Raw genomic sequence first — 21011 nt, forward strand, 5'->3', positions numbered from 1 at the left:
ACCGCCTGGACGACACCACCCAAACCTTCGCCACCGCGCTGGATTTTGGCGGCCGCGGCGCCATTGCCCCGGCGCTGCGCGCGCGCGGCATGCAGGTTGTCTCAGCCGATATCTCCCCCCGCCTCGCCGCCCAGGCCGGCGGCGAGCCGCTCGTCATCACCAGCGAGAATTTCGGCCTGGAGGGACAAAAATTCGACCTCATCGCCGCGCATTTCTCGCTGCACTGGATCAATGACCTCCCCGGCGCGCTCATCCAGCTGCGCCGCGCACTCAACCCAAAGGGGTTGCTGCTCGCCAGCATGCCGGCGCTGGGCACTTTGGCCGCGTTGCGCACCGCCCTGCTCACCGCCGAGGAAGCCCTCACCGGCGCCGTCAGCCCGCGCATCTCTCCCTTCCCGGACCTGAGCGACTGCGCCGGGCTGCTGCAACGCGCCGGGTTCTCGCTCCCCGTCGCCGATGCCGAGGACATCACCTTTTTATACGCCGACCCGCTGGCCCTGCTGCACGAGCTGCGCGATGCCGGGGAGACCAATGCCGTGCGCGCCCGCAGCCGCAAGTTCACCCCGCGCGCCCTCTTTCCCGCCGCGCTCGCAGCCCTGCCCATGCGTGCGGACCGGTACATAATCACCCTGCGCATGGCCGTGCTCACCGGCTGGGCATCATAACGCGCATATTACAGAAGTCCGGCCCGGCGGAAGCTCAGCCACCGCCCGTTGCCAACGATCACATGGTCGTGCAGCACGATGGAGAGCGCATCCGCCCCCTGCTTGATCTCCCTGGTCATCGCGATGTCCTCCTCGCTTGGCGCGGGGTCGCCGCTGGGATGGTTATGCACCAGAATAAACGCGGTCGCATGCAGCTCCAGCGCGCGCTTTATCACCTCGCGCGGATACACCGGCGTATGATTCACCGTGCCGCTGCCCTGCGATTCATCGGCCAGCAGCCGGTTGCGGTTGTCGAGGAACAGCACCCGGAACTGCTCGATCTTCTCGCGCGACAGCACCGCCTGAAGATACTCCATCAGCCTGTCCCAGTTGTTCAGCACAGGCTTATAGAGCACCTCCGCCTTGGCCAGGCGCAGCGCCGCCGCCTGCACCATTTTCAGCGCCGTTGCCCCGGCCTCGCCCAGCCCCTCCACCCCCAGCAGGTCCGGCACACTGGCCGAGATCACCCCTGCGTAGGAGCCAAAGCGGATCAGCAGCGAACGGGCGATCGGCTTGGTGTCCCGCCGGGGCAAGGCCAGAAACAGCACCATCTCGATCAGCTCGTGTTCGGCGACCGCATCCGCCCCACCGGCCAGAAACCGCGCCCGTAAACGGGCACGATGCCCGTTTACCCCCACGCCTGGCTTCTGCGGGCGAATATCGGGCGACAATGTCTCCAGCAGCGAGGCGTCAGCGAAACCCTGGGTAGAATTTTTATATTTCATGACACGTATAGCGTGCCATGAGTCGCGCCGTAACGAAAGCTTAAAACGCGCGAATTATTCTCGCGCGGCAGCTTCCGGCAGCGCCTCGTCCTCCGCGGGGGGCAGCTTCACGGTGGAGAGCAGCAGATACACCGCCGGCACCACGAACAGGGTGAACATCGTACCGATTGACAGCCCCCCCGCGATCACCATGCCCATATTGAAGCGCGAAGCCGCCCCGGCGCCCGTGGCGATAATCAACGGCAGCACCCCCAGCACCATCGCCGCCGTGGTCATCAGGATCGGACGCAACCTGATATTGGCGGCGTGTTCAATCGCCGCGCGCTTGTCCATGCCCGCGGCCTGCGCCTCATTGGCCACTTCCACAATCAGAATACCGTGCTTACTAACCAGCCCCATCAGCGTGATCAGCCCGACATCGGTATAAATGTTCAGCGTCAACCCGCCAAAGCCCAGATAGATGAAGATCAGCGCCCCGGCGATCGACATCGGCACCGAAACCAGAATGATCAACGGGTCGCGGAACGAATTAAACAACGCCGACAGCGCCAGGAAAATAATGACCACGGCGAAAGCGAAGGTGAGGATGAACCCGCTGCTCTGCTGCACATATTGCCGCATCTCGCCGCCGTAATCGACGCTATCCTCCGGCGGGAGTATTTTCGCGGCCAGTTTCTGCAAGGTCTGCAATGCCTGCGCCTCGCTCACGCCCGGCGCCGCCACCCCCTGCAGCGTGGCGGAATTCTGCTGCTGGAAATGATTGATCGATTCAGGAATCACGCTAGTGGTGATCCGCGCGATCGAGGAGAGCGGCACGTTCACCCCGTTCACCGAAGCCACATAATAATTATCCAGATCCGCGACATTCAAGCGGGATTTGCGCGCCACCTGCGGAATCACCTTGTAGGAACGCCCATCCAGGCTGAAGTAATTCACATACCCTCCGCCCAGCGCGTCGCCGAGCGCGGCTCCCACATTGGCCATGTTCAGCCCCAGCGCGGCGGCCTTGTCACGGTCGATCACCACATTGGCTTGCGGCTGGTCGAGCTTCAGGTCGCTCTGCAGAAAGATGAACTTACCGCTCTTCAGCGCGGCGGCCAGCAGCGCCTGGCTCACCGGATAGATTTTTGAAAAATCATCAGTGGATTTAATAACAAACTGCACCGGCAACCCTGACGACCCCGGCAGCGGCGGCGGCTGGCCCACCACAACCTGCTGCCCGGCATCCCCGGCATCGGCCTCCTTCTGGAACAGCGTCTGCAAATAAGTGGCGTTCTTGCTGCGCTCATCCCAGGGCTTGAGAACTTCACCGGTAATGTCCATCCCCGGAACATCGACATGGAATGTATGCTCAACCTCCGGGTTCTTCAGAAAAATCGCATTCATATGCGAATCCCACATCGCCTTCTGCGTGATCGTGGCATCGGGCGCCGAGGTCGCTAACACGAAAGTCGCCCCCTCATCCTCCTGCGGCGCCAGTTCGCTCTTTGAGCCAAGCGCCAGAAACGCAATGCAGCTCAGAATAATCGCCGCGAAGGTAACCGTCACCGGCACGGTATTCAGGCTGCTGTGCAACGCTTTGGTATATACGCGGTGCAACGCGGCAAAACGGCGGTCGATGAAGTCAACCAGCCGGTCCTCCCAGTTCGGGGCCCCGTGGCGCGGCGGCCGCAAAAACCGCGAGCTCAGCATCGGCGTCAGCGTCAGCGCGATCAGCGCCGAAATTGTCACCGCCCCCACCAGGGTAAAGGCGAATTCGGTGAAGAGCGCGCCGGTCAGCCCGCTCTGAAACCCGATCGGCAGATACACCGCGACCAGCACCACCGTCATCGCAATAATCGGCCCCCCCAGCTCGCCGGCCGCCCGCCGCGCCGCCTCATACGGCGTCTCCCCGGTGTCGAGATGCCGGTTCACATTCTCCACCACGATAATCGCGTCATCCACCACCAGGCCGATGCCCAGCACGAGCGCCAGCAGCGTCAGCAGGTTTATGGAGAAGCCAAACGCCAGCATCATCGCAAACGCGCCGATCAGCGACAGCGGAATCGCGATCACCGGGATCAGCACCGAGCGCGGCGAGCCCAAAAACGCGAACACCACCAGCGTCACGATGATCAGCGCCTCCACCAGCGCGGTCAGCACGTCATGGATCGACGCATCAACGAATTTCGTCGAGTCGAACACAATCTGCCCAGTCAGTCCGCTCGGCAGATTGGCCTGGATCTGCGGAAACACCTTGCGTATCCCGTCCACCACCTGCAACAGATTAGCGCTCGGCGCCACCTTAATCCCGATGAACACGCCCGCCTTGTTATCGAACGTCACATCCTGCTCATAACTATCCGAACCCAGCGCCACAGTGGCGACATCCCCCAGCCGGATGATCGCGCCGTTTTGCTGCTTGACGATCAGATTCCTGAACGCCGCGGCGCTATGCAGCCCGGTCGTGGCGGTAAGCGAAATCTGCGTCATCTGCCCCTTGGTGTTGCCCAGCGGCGCGATGAAATCATTGCTGCCAAGTGCTGCGTAAACATCCGTCGCCGTCAGCCCGTAGGCGCTCAGCTTCTGCGGGTTCAACCACACGCGCATGGCAAAATTCTGTGCCCCCAGAATCTCCGCCTGCTGCACCCCCTTCACCGCCTGCAACTGCGGCTGCACCACGCGGGTGATATAGTCGGTTATCTGGTTGCCCGAGAGCACATCGCTGCGGAAGCCGATATACATCGCATCGAAGGTCTGGCCTATCATCAGCGATAGCACCGGCTGCTGCGCCCCGCTCGGCAGCTGATTAAGCACTGAGTTAACCTGCGCGCTGATCTCGGTGAGCGCTTTGTCCGGGTCATGATTCAGCACCAGGTTGATGGTGATGGTGCTCATGCTCGTCTGGCTCGACGAGGTCATGTAATCAATGCCGTTCACCTGCGCGACAGCATTCTCAATCGGCGTGGTGATGAACCCCGCCACCACATCCGGCGAGGCGCCGGGATAGGTCGTGGTGATGGTGATGGTGGCGTTTTCCGTCTGCGGAAAATCCTGCACTGGCAACTGGCCCACGGCCCGCAGGCCCAGGACGAAAATCAGCACGCTGACCGAGATGGCAAGCACCGGCCGGGCGATGAAAAGATCAGTGAAACGTTTCATCGGCCTATTCGTTCGGCGGGTTGGGGTTGGGGCTGTCTGGCGGCTGCACGGTATTGTTAATCGCCACCAGCGAGCCGTTGCGCAGCTTCAACTGCCCGGCGCTCACCACCACATCGCCAGGCTTCAACCCGGCGGTTACCGCCACTTGGTCGCCGCGCGTATCGCCGGTGGTCACAAACACCTCATGCGCGGCGAGTTCATCCTTGCCGGCCGCGCTGGTCTCATGGTTCACCACAAACACCGTATCGCCATATGGATTATAGGTGATCGCCGTCTGCGGCAGGGTGATATAATCATGCGCCGCGCCCACCAGAATTTTCACCGTGGCAAACATGCCAGGGCGCAGCGCCAATTTATCGTTCGGCAGCACCGCGCGCACGTGCACGTTGCGGCTGGCGGTGTCCACCGCGGCGTCAATGGCCGAGATCCTGCCCTTAAACACCTGCCCCGGATACGCATCCACCTCCACCTGCACACCCTGCCCGGTTTTCAACTGCGCCAGCGCCTGCTGCGGCAAATAGAAATCCACATAAACCGGGTTCAGCTGCTCTAGCGTCACAATCGGCGCCCCCGCGGTCAGGTACTGCCCGGGATCAATCTGGCGTATCCCCAACCGCCCGGCAAACGGCGCACGGATGGTTTTCTCCGCGATCAACGCTTCCTCGCCCTGCACCTGCGCCTGCGCCGCCGCCAGATTGGCGCGGTCGGTATCCACCTGCGCTACCGCCACCGCCTTGGCCTGCAACTGCTTCACATCGCGCTCGTAGGTCACCTTCGCCAGCGTCGCCGCCGCCTGCAACTGCGCCAGCACCGCCGGGTCGTTATTGGCCCGCAGCGTCACCAGCAGCGCCCCCGCCGGCACATCCATGCCCGACTGAAAATGGATCGTATCAACGATGCCCGGCACCTCCGCCGAAATCTGCGCGCCGTTCACCGCCGTCACACTGCCCACCGAGCGCAACTCCGGCTGCCAGCTGGAGGATGCCGCGGTAATCGTTGCGACCGTCTGCACCTGATTGGCGAACCCAGCGAGGAACTTCGCGATCATAATACTCCTGACCGCGCCGTAGCCGAACACCAGGAAAAACAAAACGCCAACGCCCGCCAGCATTATTATCATGCGCCGCATCAGTTTCGGGGCCTTTCTCATGCTCTCGCGATCCTCATGGAATAACGCCGCAACAGGAGGCGGCAACATCCTCGCGATGCCACCACCCGCCGCCCAGCGCCTGATATAATGCCGCGGTATCGGCCAGCCGCGCGGCGCTTGCCTTCACCTGGGCGATCGCCGCGTTCTGATAATTGGTCTGCGCGATCAGCACCGCGCTCAACGGCTGCCCGCCCAGCTGGTACTGCGCCTGCGTCACCGCCAGGCTCTGCGCCGCCGCCGCCGCCGCCGTATCCGCCGCGTTCAGCGTCATCGCATCATATTGCAAAGCCGAGAGCGCATCCGCCACATTCTGGAACGCGCTGATCACCGTGGCCTGATATTGCGCCCCGGAAGCCTGCAACGCCGCCAGCGCCGCCTTGCGCTTGGCGGAGAGCTGCCCGCCCTCGAAAATCGGCTGCGTCACCCCCGCGACCAGGTTCCACAGCAACGTCTGCGGCACGAACAAATCGCCCGTGCTCACCGCCTCGTGGCCAATATCAGCGGTCAGCGAAATCTGCGGCAGCATCTGCGCATCCGCCACGCCGACATTTGCCGAAGCCTCGTGCAGCTGCGCCGAGGCCGCCTGAATATCGGGCCGCTGCGCGACAATGGCCGAAGGCACGCTCACCGGCAGCGTCACGGGCAAATGCAGCGAATCCAGCGTGAAATCCGCCGCGTGAAAATCCCCCGGCACCACCCCCGCAAACCCCGCCAGCTGGTTGCGCGCCTGTACCAGCGCCGCCTGCAACGGCGGCAACGCCGCTTCGCTCGCCGCCAGCGCCGCCTGCTGCTGCAACACGCTGGCCTGCGCCACCCCGCCCAGGCTGAGCTGGCTCTGCAAAATACCCAATTGCTGCCGCTCGTCGCCGATCACTTGATTCGTTGCGTCTATCTGCGCCCGCAGTGAGGCTTCCTGAATCGCCGCGGTCACGATATTGGCCGTCAACGTCAGATACGCCGCCTCCAGCTCATAGTGCTGATACTGCGTCTGCGCGGCCACGCTCTCCAGCCCGCGCCGCGCCCCACCCCATATATCCAGCGCGTAGGAGACGCTGAGCGAAGCATTATACAACGTATAGGCCGGCAGCGGCTTCGTCGCCGCAAAACCCGAACCCGCCGTACTGTCCATCGAGTTCTGGCCCCGCTGCGCCTTGAACCCGGCACTGAGCGATGGCATCAGCGTGCCCAGATCGGCGCGCTGGTTTTCTTCCGCCTGCAACAAGGTTGCCTGCGCCGCCTGCAAACTCGGATTGCGCGCCAGCGCCTGCGCAATCAGCGCATCAAGTTCCGGGCTGTGGTACAGGCGCCACCAATCCCCCGCGATATCCGCGCCTGGTGAAAAAACCTGCGCCACACCGCCAGCCGCCAGAGTTTGCGCAGGCAAGGGGGTTGGCGTCAGCGCGGCCTGGGGGGCGGCAGGCTGATGATAATCAGGCCCCACGGCGCACCCGGCAACACTGCCGGCGAGCAACAAGGAGAGCACGCGCTTAAGGAAACCCGTTGGTTTCATAACTCTCAGCTACCGGCGTTCACAGCCAGCGTCAAGCTGCAAGAACTTAACAACTTTGTGTTAAGGAAACTTGTAAGTTTCTAAAAACTTCCTATGATGCCGCAATGGCGGAACATTCTGCGGGTCGCAAACCAACAACCACAACAACCAAACCTCGCGCCACCCAGGCGCCCCCCCCAGCCGTGCAGGCCGATGCCCCGGGCGCCCCGCGCATGGCCGAACTCATCGCCGCGGCAGAGGATATTTTTCTGGCCAAGGGCTACCACGCGGCAACCATGAGCGATGTCGCCAAGGCCGCCGGCATGTCCAAAAAAACGGTCTACACATTGGTCGAATCCAAGGCTGATCTGTTCGTCGCCCTGCTCGCGCATCACCATGCGCTGCTGAAATTTCCCGAACCCGGGCCGGACACCTCAACGCGCGACCAACTGGTCGCCAATGTACTCTGTCTCGCCCGCTTTCTGCTCTCGCCCGAACAGATCTCCCTGCTCCGCCTGATCATGGCCGAATACACCCACAGCCCGGATTTCGGCCGCGTATTCCTCCGCTCGCATGTCACCAAAGCCAAGAGCAAGCTGGAATGCTGTCTGGCGGAACTCGTAACAAAACATGCCTGCCTCACCACCGCCGACCCGAAAGAAATGGCCGCCATGCTCTTTGGCATGGCCATCGGTGAATTCCACCTCGGCGTGCTGGTCGGCTTCCGCGCCGCGCCCAGCAAACAGGCGCTTGAAAAACGCGTCCGCGATGCTGTCGATATTTTCCTCGCCGGCTGCGCGACCCGGCACCAAGCCTAAAACGCGCGCGCCAGCTCCAGCACCACCACCGAGGTGTCGATCAACACCTTCCCCACGTGCTCGAACATCACCGTCACCCGGTGGCCGATGGCGCTCTGCACCTGCCCCAGCCCCCATTCCGGCTTTTGCGGGTGGCGCACATACTGCCCCGGCTCAAACTCAGAGCGCGGCATAACCACACGCCCGCATCGCCGCCGCCATATGCGTGGGCACCGGCGCCTGCGCCGCCAGTTCTGGCTCCAGCGGCAAAACAATCCGCCGCGCCAGCAAATGCAGCGCGCCCGCCCCGCCGCCATACACGGCATCGCCTGCAATCGGATGCCCCAGCGCCGCGGCATGCGCCCGGATCTGGTGCGTGCGCCCGGTCTTAGGAGAAAATTCGATCCAGCTCATCCCCACCCCCTGCCCCATCACCCGCCAATGCGTCAGTGCTGGCTGCCCCGCCGCATCCGGCGCCATTTTCCAGGCCCGCCCCTGCGTCACCTTGGCCAGGGGCAGATCAACCACCCCCTCCAAAGCCTTCGGCACGCCGCGCACCACGGCCCAATAGGTCTTTTGCGCCGCCCCGCCAGCAAAACACGCCTGCGCCGCCAGCAACGCCGCTTTCTTCAACGCAATCACCAAGCAACCCGCCGTATCCTGGTCCAGCCGGTGCGCCAGCCACGGGCCATCGCGCCCCAGCCGCCATGGGGGGAAAAAATCCTCCACGCTCGGCCCGCCCGCGCGCCCGGCATGCACCGGCAAGCCAGCGGGCTTATCAACAATTATAAACCGCCGGTCCCGGTACAGCACGCCGGGGGGCGTCACCCGCGCAAATGCTCCGGCAATTTCAAACCCAGGCGGCGGGGAATGTCCCACTCCTCACGGATGCGCCGCACTTCCTTAAACCCGGCGGCCACATAGTTCGGCAACGCGCGCGGATGGTCCGCCGAACAGGTATTCACCGTCATCCCCCGCAACGGCGAGCCCCCGTCGAACACGCTGTCCACCGCCGCATCCAGCAGCGGCTTGCCCAGCCCCTTGCCGATGAACGCCGGCATCAGGCCGAAATAATTCAGATTCACATTGGGCCAATACCCGGCATCGGTCTCAAAAAACCCCGCCACCTGCCCATCCACCCGCAATACATGAAACGCCACCGCCGAGTTCGCCAGATGCCGCGCCAGCATATCATCGGGCATCATCCGGCGCAGCCACCAAAGCCACGGGCCGCCAACCTCGTTATACAGCACCCGGTATTCAGCCACGCTCAACCGCTCGCGGCTCAGCACCGCGCTCGCCGGCAGCACCGCCAACGGCCGTTTGGGCGCCTGATTCATGCGCAGGAACACCACCTCCACCTCAACCCGGTCGAAGGCTTCTCCCGGCATCACGCGCGCATAGTCCAGCATATCAGTCGTCCAGGAAGCTGCGCAGCTTGCGCGAGCGTGAAGGGTGCTTGAGTTTCCGCAGCGCCTTCGCCTCAATCTGGCGGATACGTTCGCGCGTCACGTTGAACTGCTGCCCAACCTCCTCCAACGTATGATCAGTGTTCATGCCGATGCCGAAACGCATGCGCAGCACGCGCTCCTCGCGCGGCGTCAGCGAGGAGAGCACCCTTGTCGCCGCCTCGCGTAAATTCGCCTGCACGGCGGCATCCAGTGGAATAATCGCCCCCTTGTCTTCGATGAAGTCGCCCAGATGGCTGTCTTCCTCATCGCCGATCGGCGTCTCCAGCGAGATCGGCTCCTTCGCGATCTTCAGCACCTTGCGCACTTTTTCCAGCGGCATGCCGAGCTTTTCGGCCAGTTCCTCAGGTGTGGGCTCACGGCCGATCTCGTGCAGCATCTGGCGCGAGGTGCGTACCAGCTTGTTGATCGTCTCGATCATATGCACCGGAATACGGATGGTACGCGCCTGGTCGGCGATGGAGCGCGTGATCGCCTGGCGGATCCACCACGTCGCATAGGTCGAGAACTTATAGCCCCGGCGGTACTCGAACTTATCCACAGCCTTCATCAGCCCGATATTGCCCTCCTGGATCAAATCCAGGAACTGCAAACCACGGTTGGTGTACTTCTTCGCAATCGAGATCACGAGACGCAGATTGGCCTCGATCATCTCCTTCTTCGCCCGCGTGGAATCGCGCTCCCCGCGCGAGACGGTGGTATAAACCCGGCGGAACTCCTCAATCGGCAGCCCTCCCTCGGATGCCACCTTGCCAATCTGGGCGCGCAGCTCGCTCACCTGCGGGGTGAATTTTTTCACGAACTCCTTCCACCCCTTGCCCGGCAGCGCCGCCACATAATTCATCCAGCCGGGGTCCATCTCCCGGCCCCGGTAATGCTGCAAAAACTCCTCGCGTGTCACTTTCGCGCCCTCGGCAAGGCGCATAATCTGCCCCTCCAGCCCGTTCAGCCTCTGGTTCAGCACCTTCAGCTGCGCCACCAACTCCTCGGTGCGGTTGTTGTGCAGCCGCACCTGCTCCACCTTGGCCACCAGCTCATCGCGCAGCTTCTCATAGGCCTTCTCCGAGCGCGAGTTCACATTACCCCCGGCCGTCAGGTTATCCAGCCGTTTCTGCTGGATTTTCGCCAGCTTTTCATAGAGCTTCTCGATATCCTCGAAATACGTGAAGATTTCCGGCTTCAGCTTCTCTTCCAGCGCCGCCAGCGACATGCCGCCGCCATCGCCTTCCTCATCCTCATCGAGTTCCTCGGCGGCCGCAAACCCCTCCGCGGCGCCCGGCTCATTACCCGCCTGCATCGCCTCCAGGTCGATCACATCGCGCAGCAGCACCCGGCCGTTGTTCAGCGCCTCGTGCCAGGCGATGATGGCGCGGAACGTCAGCGGGCTCTCGCACAAGCCGCGAATCATCATATCCCGCCCGGCTTCTATCCGCTTGGCGATGGCGATCTCACCCTCGCGCGAGAGCAGCTCCACCGTTCCCATCTCGCGCAGATACATACGCACCGGATCATCGGTACGGCTAACCGAGCTTTCCGAGATATTGCCCGCCGGGCCTTCATCGTCCTCGGCGGCCTCTTCCTTGGGCGCGGCGGTGGCCTCCGCATCCTCGCCTTCCTCGCTCTCCACCACCTGAATGCCCATCTCCGAGAGCATCGCCATGATGTCCTCGATCTGCTCGGAGGAGTTCTGCTCCGCCGGCAGGACGGCATTCAGCTCATCGAAGGTGATATAGCCGCGCTCCTTGCCCTTGGCGATCAGCCGCTTGACGGATGCCGACTGCGTATCAAGCACATTGGCGTCAGCTTCGGCCTCGGGGGCTGGGGTCTCTGTGGCGGTGGTCGCGGGCTTGATTGCCATGATCAGGCGGTACTCCGGGAATGACGGGGGGTGTATTATTTTACTATTCGTTATGTAGGCAAGAAGCTTGCCCCATTTAAGTCACGGATCTGCGGCGCCGTACTCTCCGGCCATCGCCTGGCGCAACAGCTCATTATATTTAATGAGCCGGCTCCACGCACCGGCATCATCCTGGTTGGCCTTCCAGAACCGCTCCTGCTCGTCACGCTGGGCACGCAACATCTCGATGCTGAAATCCATCAATATATACCAACTCCACCAGATTTCCGCGACCTGGGACAAGCTTGCATCAGGCGCGAGGCGGAAATCCCCAGCCGCATCGGCCGCGATCAGCCTCGCCTCACCGGCCAGACCAAGGTGGCTCAAGTGGGTGAACAGGCTTTCCGTGTCAAGGCTTTTCGCCTGCGCGGCATATCTCCCAAGCGCCTCGCGGAGTCTCTTACAAGCCGGCGGCAGCCTCACCCTGGCAAACGCCTCCTCCACATCGGGGATCAATGCCGGATACGCCAGCAGCACCGCCAGCATCAGCCGCGCCCGCTTCTCCTGCGCCCCCGCGGCATCCGGCGGCGTCACATCGCGCACAAACGCCGCCGGCTTCTTCGCCCCCCCCGGCTTGCCCGCCCGCCGCTCGGCAAAAAACCGCTCCAGCAGCATCGCGCGATACTCTCCGGCCAGGTTTTTATCCGGTATCCGGCCCGCAACCTCTATCAAACGCTGCCGGAATGCCGCGCGCGCCTCCGGCGTGGTGCGCCCCCCGCCTTCGGCCAGCATGTCATACAAAGCAGCGGAAATCGGCTTCGCGCTCTCCAGCCGGACCTTGAACGCCGCCGCCCCCTCGCGCCTGATCAGGCTGTCCGGGTCATCCTTTTCCGGCAAATTCAGGAATCTGAGGGATTTGTCAGCCCCCAGCGCCCCCAGCGCCATATCCGCCGTCTTCAGCGCCGCGCGCCGCCCGGCGGCATCGCCGTCAAAACAGATCACCGGCTCGGGTGAAATCCGCCAGATCTCCGCCAGATGCTCCTCCGTCAGCGCCGTCCCCAGCGGCGCCACCGCCCCGCCAAACCCGCCCTGCGCCAGGGCGATGACATCCATATATCCTTCAACAACAATCAACTGCGCACCCTTGCGCACCGCCTCGCGCGCCAGATTCAGCCCGTAGAGCGCGCGCCGTTTGGAGAACACCGCCGTCTCCGGCCCGTTCACATATTTGGGCTGGCCATCCCCCATGATCCGGCCGCCGAAGCTGATCACATTGCCCCGCCGGTCAGTAATCGGGAACATCACGCGCGAGAAGAACATATCCACCGGGCCATGCTCGCCCTGCTTCATCAGCCCGGCCTCAATCAGCTGCTCGGGCTTTATCCCCTGCCCGCGCAACGCCGCCGCCAAAACGCCCCGCCCCTCGCCCGACCAGCCCAGGCCAAACCGCCGGATGGTCTCATCGCTCAGGCCGCGCGCGCGCAGATAATCCAGCGCCAGCTTGCCCTGCGGCTCATGCAAAAACCTCTGGTACACCTTGCCCGCGGCCGCCAGCACCTCGGAAATATCAGCCCGCCGCTGCTCGGCCTGCGCCGCCTGCGGGCTCGCCTTGGGCACCTCCAGCCCCGCTTCGGCGCTCAGGCTCTCCACCGCCTCCATGAACCCAGCGCCCGTGGTCTTCATCACAAACGTGATGACATCCCCATGCTCGCCGCAACCAAAACAGTGATAATGGTCGTCATACACGTAAAACGACGGCGTTTTCTCGCCATGGAACGGGCAGCACCCCTTAATATCCCGCCCCGAGCGCGTGAGCTTCACCGACCGCCCGATCACCCCGGCAATCGGCGTGCGCGCCCGCAACTCATCGAGAAAATTAGCGGGCAGCGCCATGGCTTCAGCCCAGCGCGGCCTTCACGGCGGCGGAGGCCACGCCCATGTCCAGCGCCGCGCCATGTTTGGCCTTCAGCGCGCCGATCACCTTACCCATATCCTTGGCGCTGGCCGCCCCGGTCTCGGCGATGGCGGCGGCAATCGCCTCGCGCAGCGCCTCACCGGCCAGCGTCTGCGGTAAAAATTCTTCAATAACAGTAATCTCCGCCTCTTCTTTCGCAGCCAGCTCCTCGCGCGCGCCCTGGCGGTACAACGTCACGGAATCCCGGCGCGATTTGATCATCGAACGCAGCATCGCAAAAATCTCGTCATCCGGTATCGCGGCAATCCCCTTCGGCCGCGCCGCGATATCGGTATCCTTTAATTTCGCCTGGATCATCCGCAGGGTCGAGGTCCGCTCGGCATCGCGCGCCAGCATGGCGGTTTTCACGGCGGCTGTAATATCTTCACGCAAACTCATGCTCATCCCCTTCGGAAAAAATTTCCAGCCCATTCGATGTACGTTGAAGCTGGACAAAAAATCCGGTAGCAGATTTTCATGTCAATTTCCATCGCAGACCTCATCGACCTTCTGGGCGGCGCTGATGCCGCCGCCACACTAACAGGCGTCTCGCCCGATGCCATCAGGAAATGGCGCAGCTCGGGCGCCATCCCCTCCCGCCACTGGCCGGCCATCTGCGCCGCCACGGGCCTGAACATGGGCGATCTGCCCCGCTCCGCCGTGGAGAGCGACATACCGTCCGGCGCCACCGCCGCCCTGGTGCTGGCCGATGGCTCCGTCTTCTGGGGCCGCGGCCTTGGCGCGCACGGCACCAGCGCCCCTGCCGAACTCTGCTTCAACACCGGGATGACCGGCTATCAGGAAACCCTGACCGACCCCTCCTACGCCGGGCAGATCATCACCTTCACCTTCCCCCATATCGGCAATACCGGCGCCAACGCGCAAGATTGTGAGGCCGCGCAAGTCTTCGCCCGCGGCCTGGTCGTCAAGGAGGACATCACCGCCCCCTCCAACTACCGCGCCACCTCCGGCCTGGATTCCTGGCTCAAGCGCATGAACATCCCCGGCCTCTCCGGCGTGGATACCCGCGCGCTCACCCTGCGCATCCGCGACCTTGGCGCCCCCTCCGCCGTGCTGTCCTTCCCGGCTGACGGCAAGTTCGACCTCGCCGCCCTGGCCGCCACCGCCGCCGCCTGGAGCGGCCTGAACGGGCTGGACCTCGCCGTCGAGGTCTCCTGCACCCAGCCCTACGAATGGACCGGCGGCACATGGAGCTGGGCGCACGGCTTCGCCACCCCCGAGACACGGCACACCATCGTCGCGGTGGATTACGGCGCCAAGCGCAACATCCTGCGCTCGCTCGCCTCCGCCGGCTGCCGTGTCATCGTCGTCCCCGCTGCCTCCACCGCGGCTGAAATCCTGCGCCACGATCCGGACGGCGTGTTTCTCTCCAACGGCCCGGGTGACCCGGCCGCCACCGCCGCCTACGCCGTCCCCGCCATCCAGGGCGTCATGGAGGCTGGCGTGCCCATCTTCGGCATCTGCCTCGGCCACCAGCTGCTCGCCACCGCGCTCGGCGGCAAAACCTACAAGCTGGAGCGCGGCCACCGCGGCGCCAACCAGCCGGTGAAAGACCTGGTGACAGGCAAGGTGGAGATCACCTCGCAGAACCACGGCTTCGCGGTCGATGAAAAATCCCTGCCCGATGGCGTGGAAGTGACGCATGTGTCGCTGTTTGACGGCTCCAACGAGGGCATCGCCTGCAAGGCCAAGCGCGTTTTCTCGGTGCAATACCACCCTGAAGCCTCGCCGGGCCCGTCTGACTCCAGCTACCTCTTCAAACGCTTCGTGGACATGCTGGCGTGATCGACACCTCTTCCCTCGAGCAAGCCCTCGCCACGCTGGACGAAGCCCTGGCGGCCCTTGCGCGCGCCCCGCAGGACGGTTTCATCCGTGACGCCTGCATTCAGCGCTTTGAGTATACCTACGAGCTTAGCCACAAGATGCTGCGGCGTTATCTGGAGGCTTCCGAGCCGGCTGGCTCGCGCGAAATGTCCTTCCCCAGTCTCATCAGGCTTGGCTTTGAGCGCGGGCTGCTGGCGCAAAGCTGGGATGTGTGGACAATATTCCGTGATGCCCGCAACGCCACCAGCCATGCCTACAACGAAACCAAGGCTCGCGATGTCGCCGGTAAAATCCCCAACTTCGCCGCTGCCGCGCATTTCCTGGCCCAACAGATAAAAGCCCGGCAGCCGTGATCGACCTAACCCCGGATGAATTATCCCTGGTGCAGAAAATCCTGCGCGCGCAAATCCCCGCCGCCAAGGTGTGGGTGTTCGGCTCGCGCGCCAAGGGCACCACCAAACGCGCTTCCGACCTTGACCTCGCCATCGACACAGGCGCCCCGCTGCCGCCCGCCGTATCGGCGCATCTGGCTGATGCCTTCGATGAGGCGCCGCTTGCCTGCAACGTCGACCTCGTCGATCTACACAACATCACCCCTGAATTCCGCGCGCTCATCGATGCGCATAAAATCGCCCTTCCCGGCTTCGAGTAAGGACCATCCATGCCCAAACGCACTGACATAAAATCCATCATGATCATCGGCGCCGGCCCGATTGTCATCGGCCAGGCCTGCGAGTTTGACTATTCCGGCGCGCAGGCGTGCAAGGCGCTGCGTGAGGAGGGCTACCGCGTCATCCTGGTCAACTCCAACCCCGCGACCATCATGACCGACCCCTCCCTCGCGGATGCCACCTATATCGAACCCATCACCCCCGAGATGGTGGAAAAAATCATCATCCGCGAACGCCCGGATGCGCTGCTCCCCACCATGGGCGGGCAGACCGCGCTCAACACCGCGATGACGCTGGCCAAATCCGGCGCGCTCGAAAAACACGGGGTGGAATTGATCGGCGCGAAGGCGGATGTCATCGACCGCGCCGAGGACCGTTTGAAATTCCGCGACGCCATGGCCGAAATCGGCATCATGGGCCCCAAATCCGCGATCGCGCACACCCGCGAGGAAGCCGCCGCAGCGCTGGAACTCGTGGGCCTGCCCGCCGTCATTCGCCCCTCCTTCACCTTGGGCGGCACCGGCGGCGGCATCGCCTATAACCGCGAGGAATTTTTCGAGATCTGCGCCTCGGGCATCGACGCCTCGCCAACCGATGAAGTCCTCGTGGAAGAGTCCGTGCTCGGCTGGAAAGAATACGAGATGGAGGTGGTCCGCGATGGCGCCGACAACTGCATCATCATCTGTTCCATCGAGAACATAGACCCCATGGGCGTGCACACCGGCGATAGCGTCACCGTCGCCCCGGCGCTCACCCTCACCGACAAAGAATTCCAGATCCTGCGCGATGCCTCCATCGCCTGCCTGCGCCGCATCGGCGTGGATACCGGCGGCTCCAACGTGCAGTTTGGCATCAACCCGGTCGACGGCCGCATGGTCGTCATCGAGATGAATCCGCGCGTCTCGCGCTCCTCCGCCCTGGCCTCAAAGGCCACCGGCTTCCCTATCGCCAAAATCGCCGCCAAACTCGCGGTCGGCTACACGCTGGACGAGCTACAGAACGACATCACCAAGGCCACCCCCGCATCCTTCGAGCCGGTGATCGACTATGTCGTCATCAAAATCCCCCGCTTCACCTTCGAGAAATTCCCCGGCACCCCGGCGCTGCTCTCCACTTCCATGAAATCCGTCGGCGAGGCCATGGCGATCGGCCGCAACTTCGCCGAGGCCCTGCAAAAGGGCCTGCGCAGCCTGGAAACCGGCCTCTCCGGCCTCGACGAAGTCACCCCGCCGGGCGACGGCACGGCCGATGCCTTCCGCGCCGCCCTCTCAACCCCCCGGCCGGACCGCTTGCTGATGGCCGCCCAGGCCCTGCGCGCCGGCGTTCCGGTGGAAGACATCCACGCCGCCTGCAAGTTCGACCCCTGGTACCTCAACCAGATGCAGATCATCATCGACGCCGAAAACGAGGTGAAAAAAAACGGCCTCCCGCGCGATGCCCTGGGCTTGCGCAAGCTCAAGGCGCTCGGCTTCGCCGACAAGCGCCTGGCCCAGCTCTGCGGCCGGGCGGAAGCCGCCATCACCGAGGCACGGCTGAAGCTGGGCGTCACTCCGGTTTACAAGCGCATTGACACCTCCGGCGGCGAATTCTCCTCCCAGGCCGCTTATATGTATGGCACCTACGAGGGCAGCTACAGCGCCCCCATCTGCGAAGCCGCCCCCACCGCGCGCCAGAAAATCATCATCCTCGGCGGCGGCCCCAACCGCATCGGCCAGGGCATCGAGTTCGACTATTGCTGCGTCCACGCCGCCTACGCCCTGCGCGAGGCCGGCTATGAGACCATCATGGTCAACTGCAACCCGGAAACCGTCTCCACCGATTACGACACCTCAGACCGCCTCTACTTCGAGCCCCTCTTCGCCGAGGACGTGATCTCGCTGATCCGCACCGAGCAGCAGAATGGCACATTGCTCGGCTGCATCGTGCAATACGGCGGCCAGACACCGCTCAAACTGTCCCAGGCGCTGGAGGATGCAGGCATCCCCATCCTCGGCACCTCGGCTGATGCCATCGACATCGCCGAGGACCGCGAGCGTTTCGCCGAGCTGCTGCAAAAACTCGGGCTCCGTCAGCCCGAAAACGGCATCGCCCGCTCCGCCGAACAGGCCGAGGCCATCGCCGAACGCATCGGCTACCCCATCATCATCCGCCCCTCCTACGTGCTCGGCGGCCGCGCGATGGAAATCGTCTACGATCGCAACGGCCTCGCCCGCTACATGCGCGAAATCGTGCGCGCCTCGGCTGAAAACCCCGTCCTCATCGACCGTTACCTCAACGAAGCCTCCGAGGTGGATGTGGACTGCATCTGCGATGGCGAGACCGTCTACGTCGCCGGCGTCATGGAACATATCGAGGAAGCGGGCATCCATTCGGGTGATTCCGCCTGCTCCATTCCGCCCTACTCGCTCTCCCCCGCCATCGTCGCCGAGCTGCGGGCCGAGACCGTGGCCATGGCCAAGGCGCTGGGCGTCGTCGGGCTGATGAACGTGCAATACGCCATCCAGAACGACCTGATCTACGTCCTTGAGGTCAACCCGCGCGCCTCGCGCACCGTGCCCTTCGTCGCCAAGGCCACCGGGGTGGATGTCGCCAAGATCGGCGCCCGGATCATGGCGGGTGAAAAACTGGCCTCCTTCAAGCTCGACGACTCGGTCGCCCTGCGCCACGTCGCGGTGAAGGAAGCCGTGTTCCCCTTCGCCCGCTTCCCCAATATTGACACATTGCTCGGCCCGGAGATGAAATCCACCGGAGAGGTCATGGGGCTGGATACCAATTTCGCCCGCGCCTTTGCCAAGGCGCAATCGGGGGCGGGCGTCATCCTGCCGCTCTGCGGCACCGCCTTCCTCTCAGTGAAGGACTCAGACAAAGCCGCCATCCTCCCGGTGGCCCGCCGCTTGTCTGACCTCGGCTTTGCCATCATGGCCACCTCCGGCACCGCCAAACACATCGCCGCGGCCGGCATCCCGGTCAAGCGCGTCAACAAAGTGCTGGAAGGCCGCCCGCATTGTGTGGATGCCATCCGCTCAGGTGAAATCCAGCTCGTCATCAACACCGCCCACGGCGCCCAGTCGGTGACTGACAGTTTTGACATCCGCCGCTCCGCGCTGACCCATGGTGTACCAAATTTCACCACCATCGCCGCCGCCCGCGCCACGGCGCACGCCATCGCCGCGCTCATTTCGGGCAGTCTTGAAGTTGCGCCGCTTCAGTCGTACTTTCTCTAGTGGGACACATCATTGAAAATGCCGCGTCCCACTAGAGTCATATTTAGCGCGCGCCGCCCACCAACCCGCGCGCAGTAGCTTGCATCATGAATGACGCAGGGTACTAGTCTTTCAACAGCGTCGCTGGCACCCGCGCGGGTGCCGGCGGCGTTTGCCTTTTGTTCCCCCTAACCATCGGGGCGCCCACGCGCTCTGAGGAGATGCAGTGCAGAAATTTCCCATGACCGCCTCCGGCCTCGCCGCTCTCGAAGAAGAGCTGCGCCACCTCAAAGGCTCGGAACGTTCCGCCATCATCCGCGCCATCGCGGAGGCCCGCAGCCATGGCGACCTCTCGGAAAACGCCGAATACCACGCCGCGCGCGAGCGGCAATCCTTCGTTGAGGGCCGCATCGCCGAGCTGGAGGAAATCACCTCCGCCGCCGAGGTGATCGACCCCTCGACCCTCTCGGGCGACACGGTGATGTTCGGCGCCAGCGTGCTCATCATGGACGAGGATTCCGAGAAGGAATTCTGCTACCAGATCGTCGGCACCCACGAGGCCGATGTGCGCAAGGCCCGCCTGTCCATCACCTCGCCGCTGGCGAAAGCGCTGATCGCCAAAAAAGTCGGAGACACCGTCTCCGTCCCCGCCCCGGGCGGCGACCGCTCCTACGAAATCCTCAAAATCACCTACGGCTGATATATCATGATCACCCTCCAGGACGTTCAGGCCGCCGCCAAGCGGATCGAAGGCGCCGTGCTACGCTCGCCCTTCCTGCGCGCTGACGGTCTCTCCCGCCTCACCGGCGCCGAGATCTACCTTAAATACGACCATCTCCAGGCCACCGGCGCCTTCAAGGAGCGCGGCGCGGCCAACCGCATCGCTTTGCTCACGCCTAAGGAGCGCGCGGCCGGCGTCATCGCCATGTCGGCCGGCAACCACGCCCAGGCGGTCGCGCGCCACTCGCAGCGCACGGGCATCAAGGCCACCATCGTCATGCCGGTGCATACGCCTTCCACCAAGGTCACCCGCACCGCCTCCTGGGGCGCCAAGGTGGTGCTTTTTGGCGAGACCCTGGCCGAGGCCGCCGCCCACGCGCATGAGCTAGCGCAAAAAGAGGGATTGTTCTTCATCCACCCCTACGACGACCCCGCCGTGATGGCCGGCCAGGGCACCATGGCGCTGGAGATGCTGGAGGATGTCCCAGACCTCGACGTGATGGTGATCGCCACCGGCGGCGGCGGCCTGGTCTCCGGCTGCGCCACCGTGGCGCGCGCCCTGCGCCCGCAAATGGAGGTTTTTGGCGTCGAGGTCGAAAATTATTCCGCCTTCGCCCAGGTTTTGGCGGGCAAACCCATCCATGTCGGCGGCCCCACCGTGGCCGAGGGCATCGCCGTGCGCGACATCGGGCTTAACCCGCTGGAAATCCTGCGCGCCCTGAATGTCGAGGTCCTGGTCGTCTCCGAGCATGAGGTGGAACGCGCCATCGCCTTGCTGGTGGAGAGCGCCAAACAAGTCGCCGAGGGTGCTGGCGCCGCCGCCCTGGCGGCCGTCCTCGCCTTCCCCGAGCGCTTCCGGGGCAAAAAAATCGGCGTCACCCTCTGCGGCGCCAACATCGACTCGCGCATCCTCGCCAACACCCTCATGCGCAACCTCCTGCGCGACGGCCGGCTGCTGCGCGTGGTGGTGGAAATGCCGGACCGCCCTGGCATGCTGGCCGAGGTCGCCACCCGCATCGGTGCGCTGGGCGGCAATATCATCGAGGTCTCGCACCACCGCCTGTTCTCCAGCCCCTCGGTGCAGGACGCGCAGTTGGAAGTCATGATCGAAGCCCGCGACGCCGCCCACGGCGCCGCCATCCAGGCCTCGCTGGCCGAGGTCTTCACCCTGCGCCGCATCTAGCACTACAGTTGCATTTTATTGCGAGTTCTGAATCAATGGGCAACCATGATTCAGGCTCTGATAAGTGGCGGCGCATCTGTTGAAGACACATTGGAACTTTGGGCGTCATCGCTCCGGGATGTG

18 protein-coding genes are annotated in these 21011 nt (G+C 63.8%); 8 read left to right on the plus strand and 10 right to left on the minus strand.

Annotated features, from left to right (window positions below; genetic code table 11):
* A partial coding sequence (locus PHE40_RS06515) for a methyltransferase domain-containing protein (protein ID WP_299959719.1) occupies positions 1-665 on the plus strand: 665 nt, incomplete at its 5' end.
* A gap of 8 nt (positions 666-673) precedes the next feature.
* On the opposite strand, the gene radC is transcribed toward PHE40_RS06515, so the two are convergent.
* The 4 genes from radC to PHE40_RS06535 are packed head-to-tail and all read right to left on the minus strand — an operon-like array spanning position 674 to position 7230.
* Positions 674-1429, minus strand: a complete 756-nt coding sequence (radC, locus tag PHE40_RS06520) for a DNA repair protein RadC (protein WP_299959722.1) — start codon at positions 1427-1429, stop codon at positions 674-676.
* Positions 1430-1483: 54 nt separating this feature from the next.
* Positions 1484-4570, minus strand: a complete 3087-nt coding sequence (locus tag PHE40_RS06525; RefSeq protein WP_299959725.1) for an efflux RND transporter permease subunit — start codon at positions 4568-4570, stop codon at positions 1484-1486.
* A gap of 4 nt (positions 4571-4574) precedes the next feature.
* Complete coding sequence (locus PHE40_RS06530) at positions 4575-5690, minus strand: efflux RND transporter periplasmic adaptor subunit (RefSeq protein WP_299959728.1); 1116 nt, start codon at positions 5688-5690, stop codon at positions 4575-4577.
* A 43-nt stretch (positions 5691-5733) separates the two neighbouring features.
* Positions 5734-7230 carry an efflux transporter outer membrane subunit gene (locus PHE40_RS06535; protein ID WP_299959731.1) on the minus strand — a complete coding sequence of 499 codons (1497 nt, stop codon included), beginning with the start codon at positions 7228-7230 and terminating at the stop codon, positions 5734-5736.
* A gap of 182 nt (positions 7231-7412) precedes the next feature.
* On the opposite strand from PHE40_RS06535, the gene PHE40_RS06540 reads away from it, so the two are divergent.
* Positions 7413-8027: a TetR/AcrR family transcriptional regulator gene (locus PHE40_RS06540; RefSeq protein ID WP_299959734.1), complete on the plus strand. Its 615-nt coding sequence runs from the start codon at positions 7413-7415 to the stop codon at positions 8025-8027.
* On the opposite strand, the gene PHE40_RS06545 is transcribed toward PHE40_RS06540, so the two are convergent.
* The 6 genes from PHE40_RS06545 to PHE40_RS06570 form a co-directional block, all read right to left on the minus strand.
* Complete coding sequence (locus PHE40_RS06545; RefSeq protein WP_299959737.1) at positions 8024-8200, minus strand: DUF3553 domain-containing protein; 177 nt, start codon at positions 8198-8200, stop codon at positions 8024-8026. The two genes, PHE40_RS06540 and PHE40_RS06545, sit on opposite strands and share 4 nt — an antisense overlap.
* Positions 8187-8834 carry an RluA family pseudouridine synthase gene (locus PHE40_RS06550; protein ID WP_299959740.1) on the minus strand — a complete coding sequence of 216 codons (648 nt, stop codon included), beginning with the start codon at positions 8832-8834 and terminating at the stop codon, positions 8187-8189. The genes PHE40_RS06545 and PHE40_RS06550 overlap by 14 nt, the downstream gene beginning before the upstream one ends.
* Positions 8831-9418, minus strand: a complete 588-nt coding sequence (locus PHE40_RS06555; RefSeq protein ID WP_299959743.1) for a GNAT family N-acetyltransferase — start codon at positions 9416-9418, stop codon at positions 8831-8833. Before PHE40_RS06555 ends, PHE40_RS06550 begins: the two co-directional genes overlap by 4 nt.
* Position 9419: 1 nt before the next feature.
* Entirely contained in the window at positions 9420-11333 is a 1914-nt protein-coding gene (gene rpoD / locus PHE40_RS06560; RefSeq protein ID WP_299959746.1) for an RNA polymerase sigma factor RpoD, read from the minus strand.
* Positions 11334-11414: 81 nt separating this feature from the next.
* Positions 11415-13205 (minus strand): DNA primase, encoded by a 1791-nt coding sequence (gene dnaG / locus PHE40_RS06565; protein ID WP_299959749.1) that lies wholly within the window; start codon positions 13203-13205, stop codon positions 11415-11417.
* 4 nt (positions 13206-13209) lie between these two features.
* On the minus strand, positions 13210-13665 hold the full coding sequence (locus PHE40_RS06570; protein WP_299959751.1) for a GatB/YqeY domain-containing protein: 456 nt from the start codon (positions 13663-13665) through the stop codon (positions 13210-13212).
* A gap of 78 nt (positions 13666-13743) precedes the next feature.
* Here PHE40_RS06570 and carA point away from each other — a divergent pair, with 78 nt between their 5' ends.
* The 6 genes from carA to PHE40_RS06600 all read left to right on the plus strand — a co-directional run bounded on the left by carA (position 13744) and on the right by PHE40_RS06600 (position 20888).
* Entirely contained in the window at positions 13744-15072 is a 1329-nt protein-coding gene (gene carA, locus PHE40_RS06575; RefSeq protein WP_299959754.1) for a glutamine-hydrolyzing carbamoyl-phosphate synthase small subunit, read from the plus strand.
* Entirely contained in the window at positions 15069-15464 is a 396-nt protein-coding gene (locus PHE40_RS06580; protein ID WP_299959758.1) for an HI0074 family nucleotidyltransferase substrate-binding subunit, read from the plus strand. The genes carA and PHE40_RS06580 overlap by 4 nt, the downstream gene beginning before the upstream one ends.
* A complete protein-coding gene (locus PHE40_RS06585; protein WP_299959761.1) occupies positions 15461-15763 on the plus strand; it encodes a nucleotidyltransferase family protein in 303 nt (100 codons plus the stop codon). The genes PHE40_RS06580 and PHE40_RS06585 overlap by 4 nt, the downstream gene beginning before the upstream one ends.
* Positions 15764-15772: 9 nt before the next feature.
* On the plus strand, positions 15773-19006 hold the full coding sequence (carB, locus tag PHE40_RS06590; protein WP_299959763.1) for a carbamoyl-phosphate synthase large subunit: 3234 nt from the start codon (positions 15773-15775) through the stop codon (positions 19004-19006).
* A gap of 205 nt (positions 19007-19211) precedes the next feature.
* The gene (gene greA, locus PHE40_RS06595; protein WP_299959766.1) at positions 19212-19685 is read left to right on the plus strand and encodes a transcription elongation factor GreA; all 474 of its coding nucleotides are present in this window, start codon (positions 19212-19214) and stop codon (positions 19683-19685) included.
* Between the two features lie 6 nt (positions 19686-19691).
* Complete coding sequence (locus tag PHE40_RS06600) at positions 19692-20888, plus strand: threonine ammonia-lyase (RefSeq protein WP_299959769.1); 1197 nt, start codon at positions 19692-19694, stop codon at positions 20886-20888.
* The last annotated feature ends 123 nt before the right edge of the window (positions 20889-21011 follow it).

The organism is Acidocella sp., from assembly GCF_028687955.1.
In the GTDB taxonomy this organism is placed as follows: Bacteria; Pseudomonadota; Alphaproteobacteria; order Acetobacterales; family Acetobacteraceae; genus Acidocella.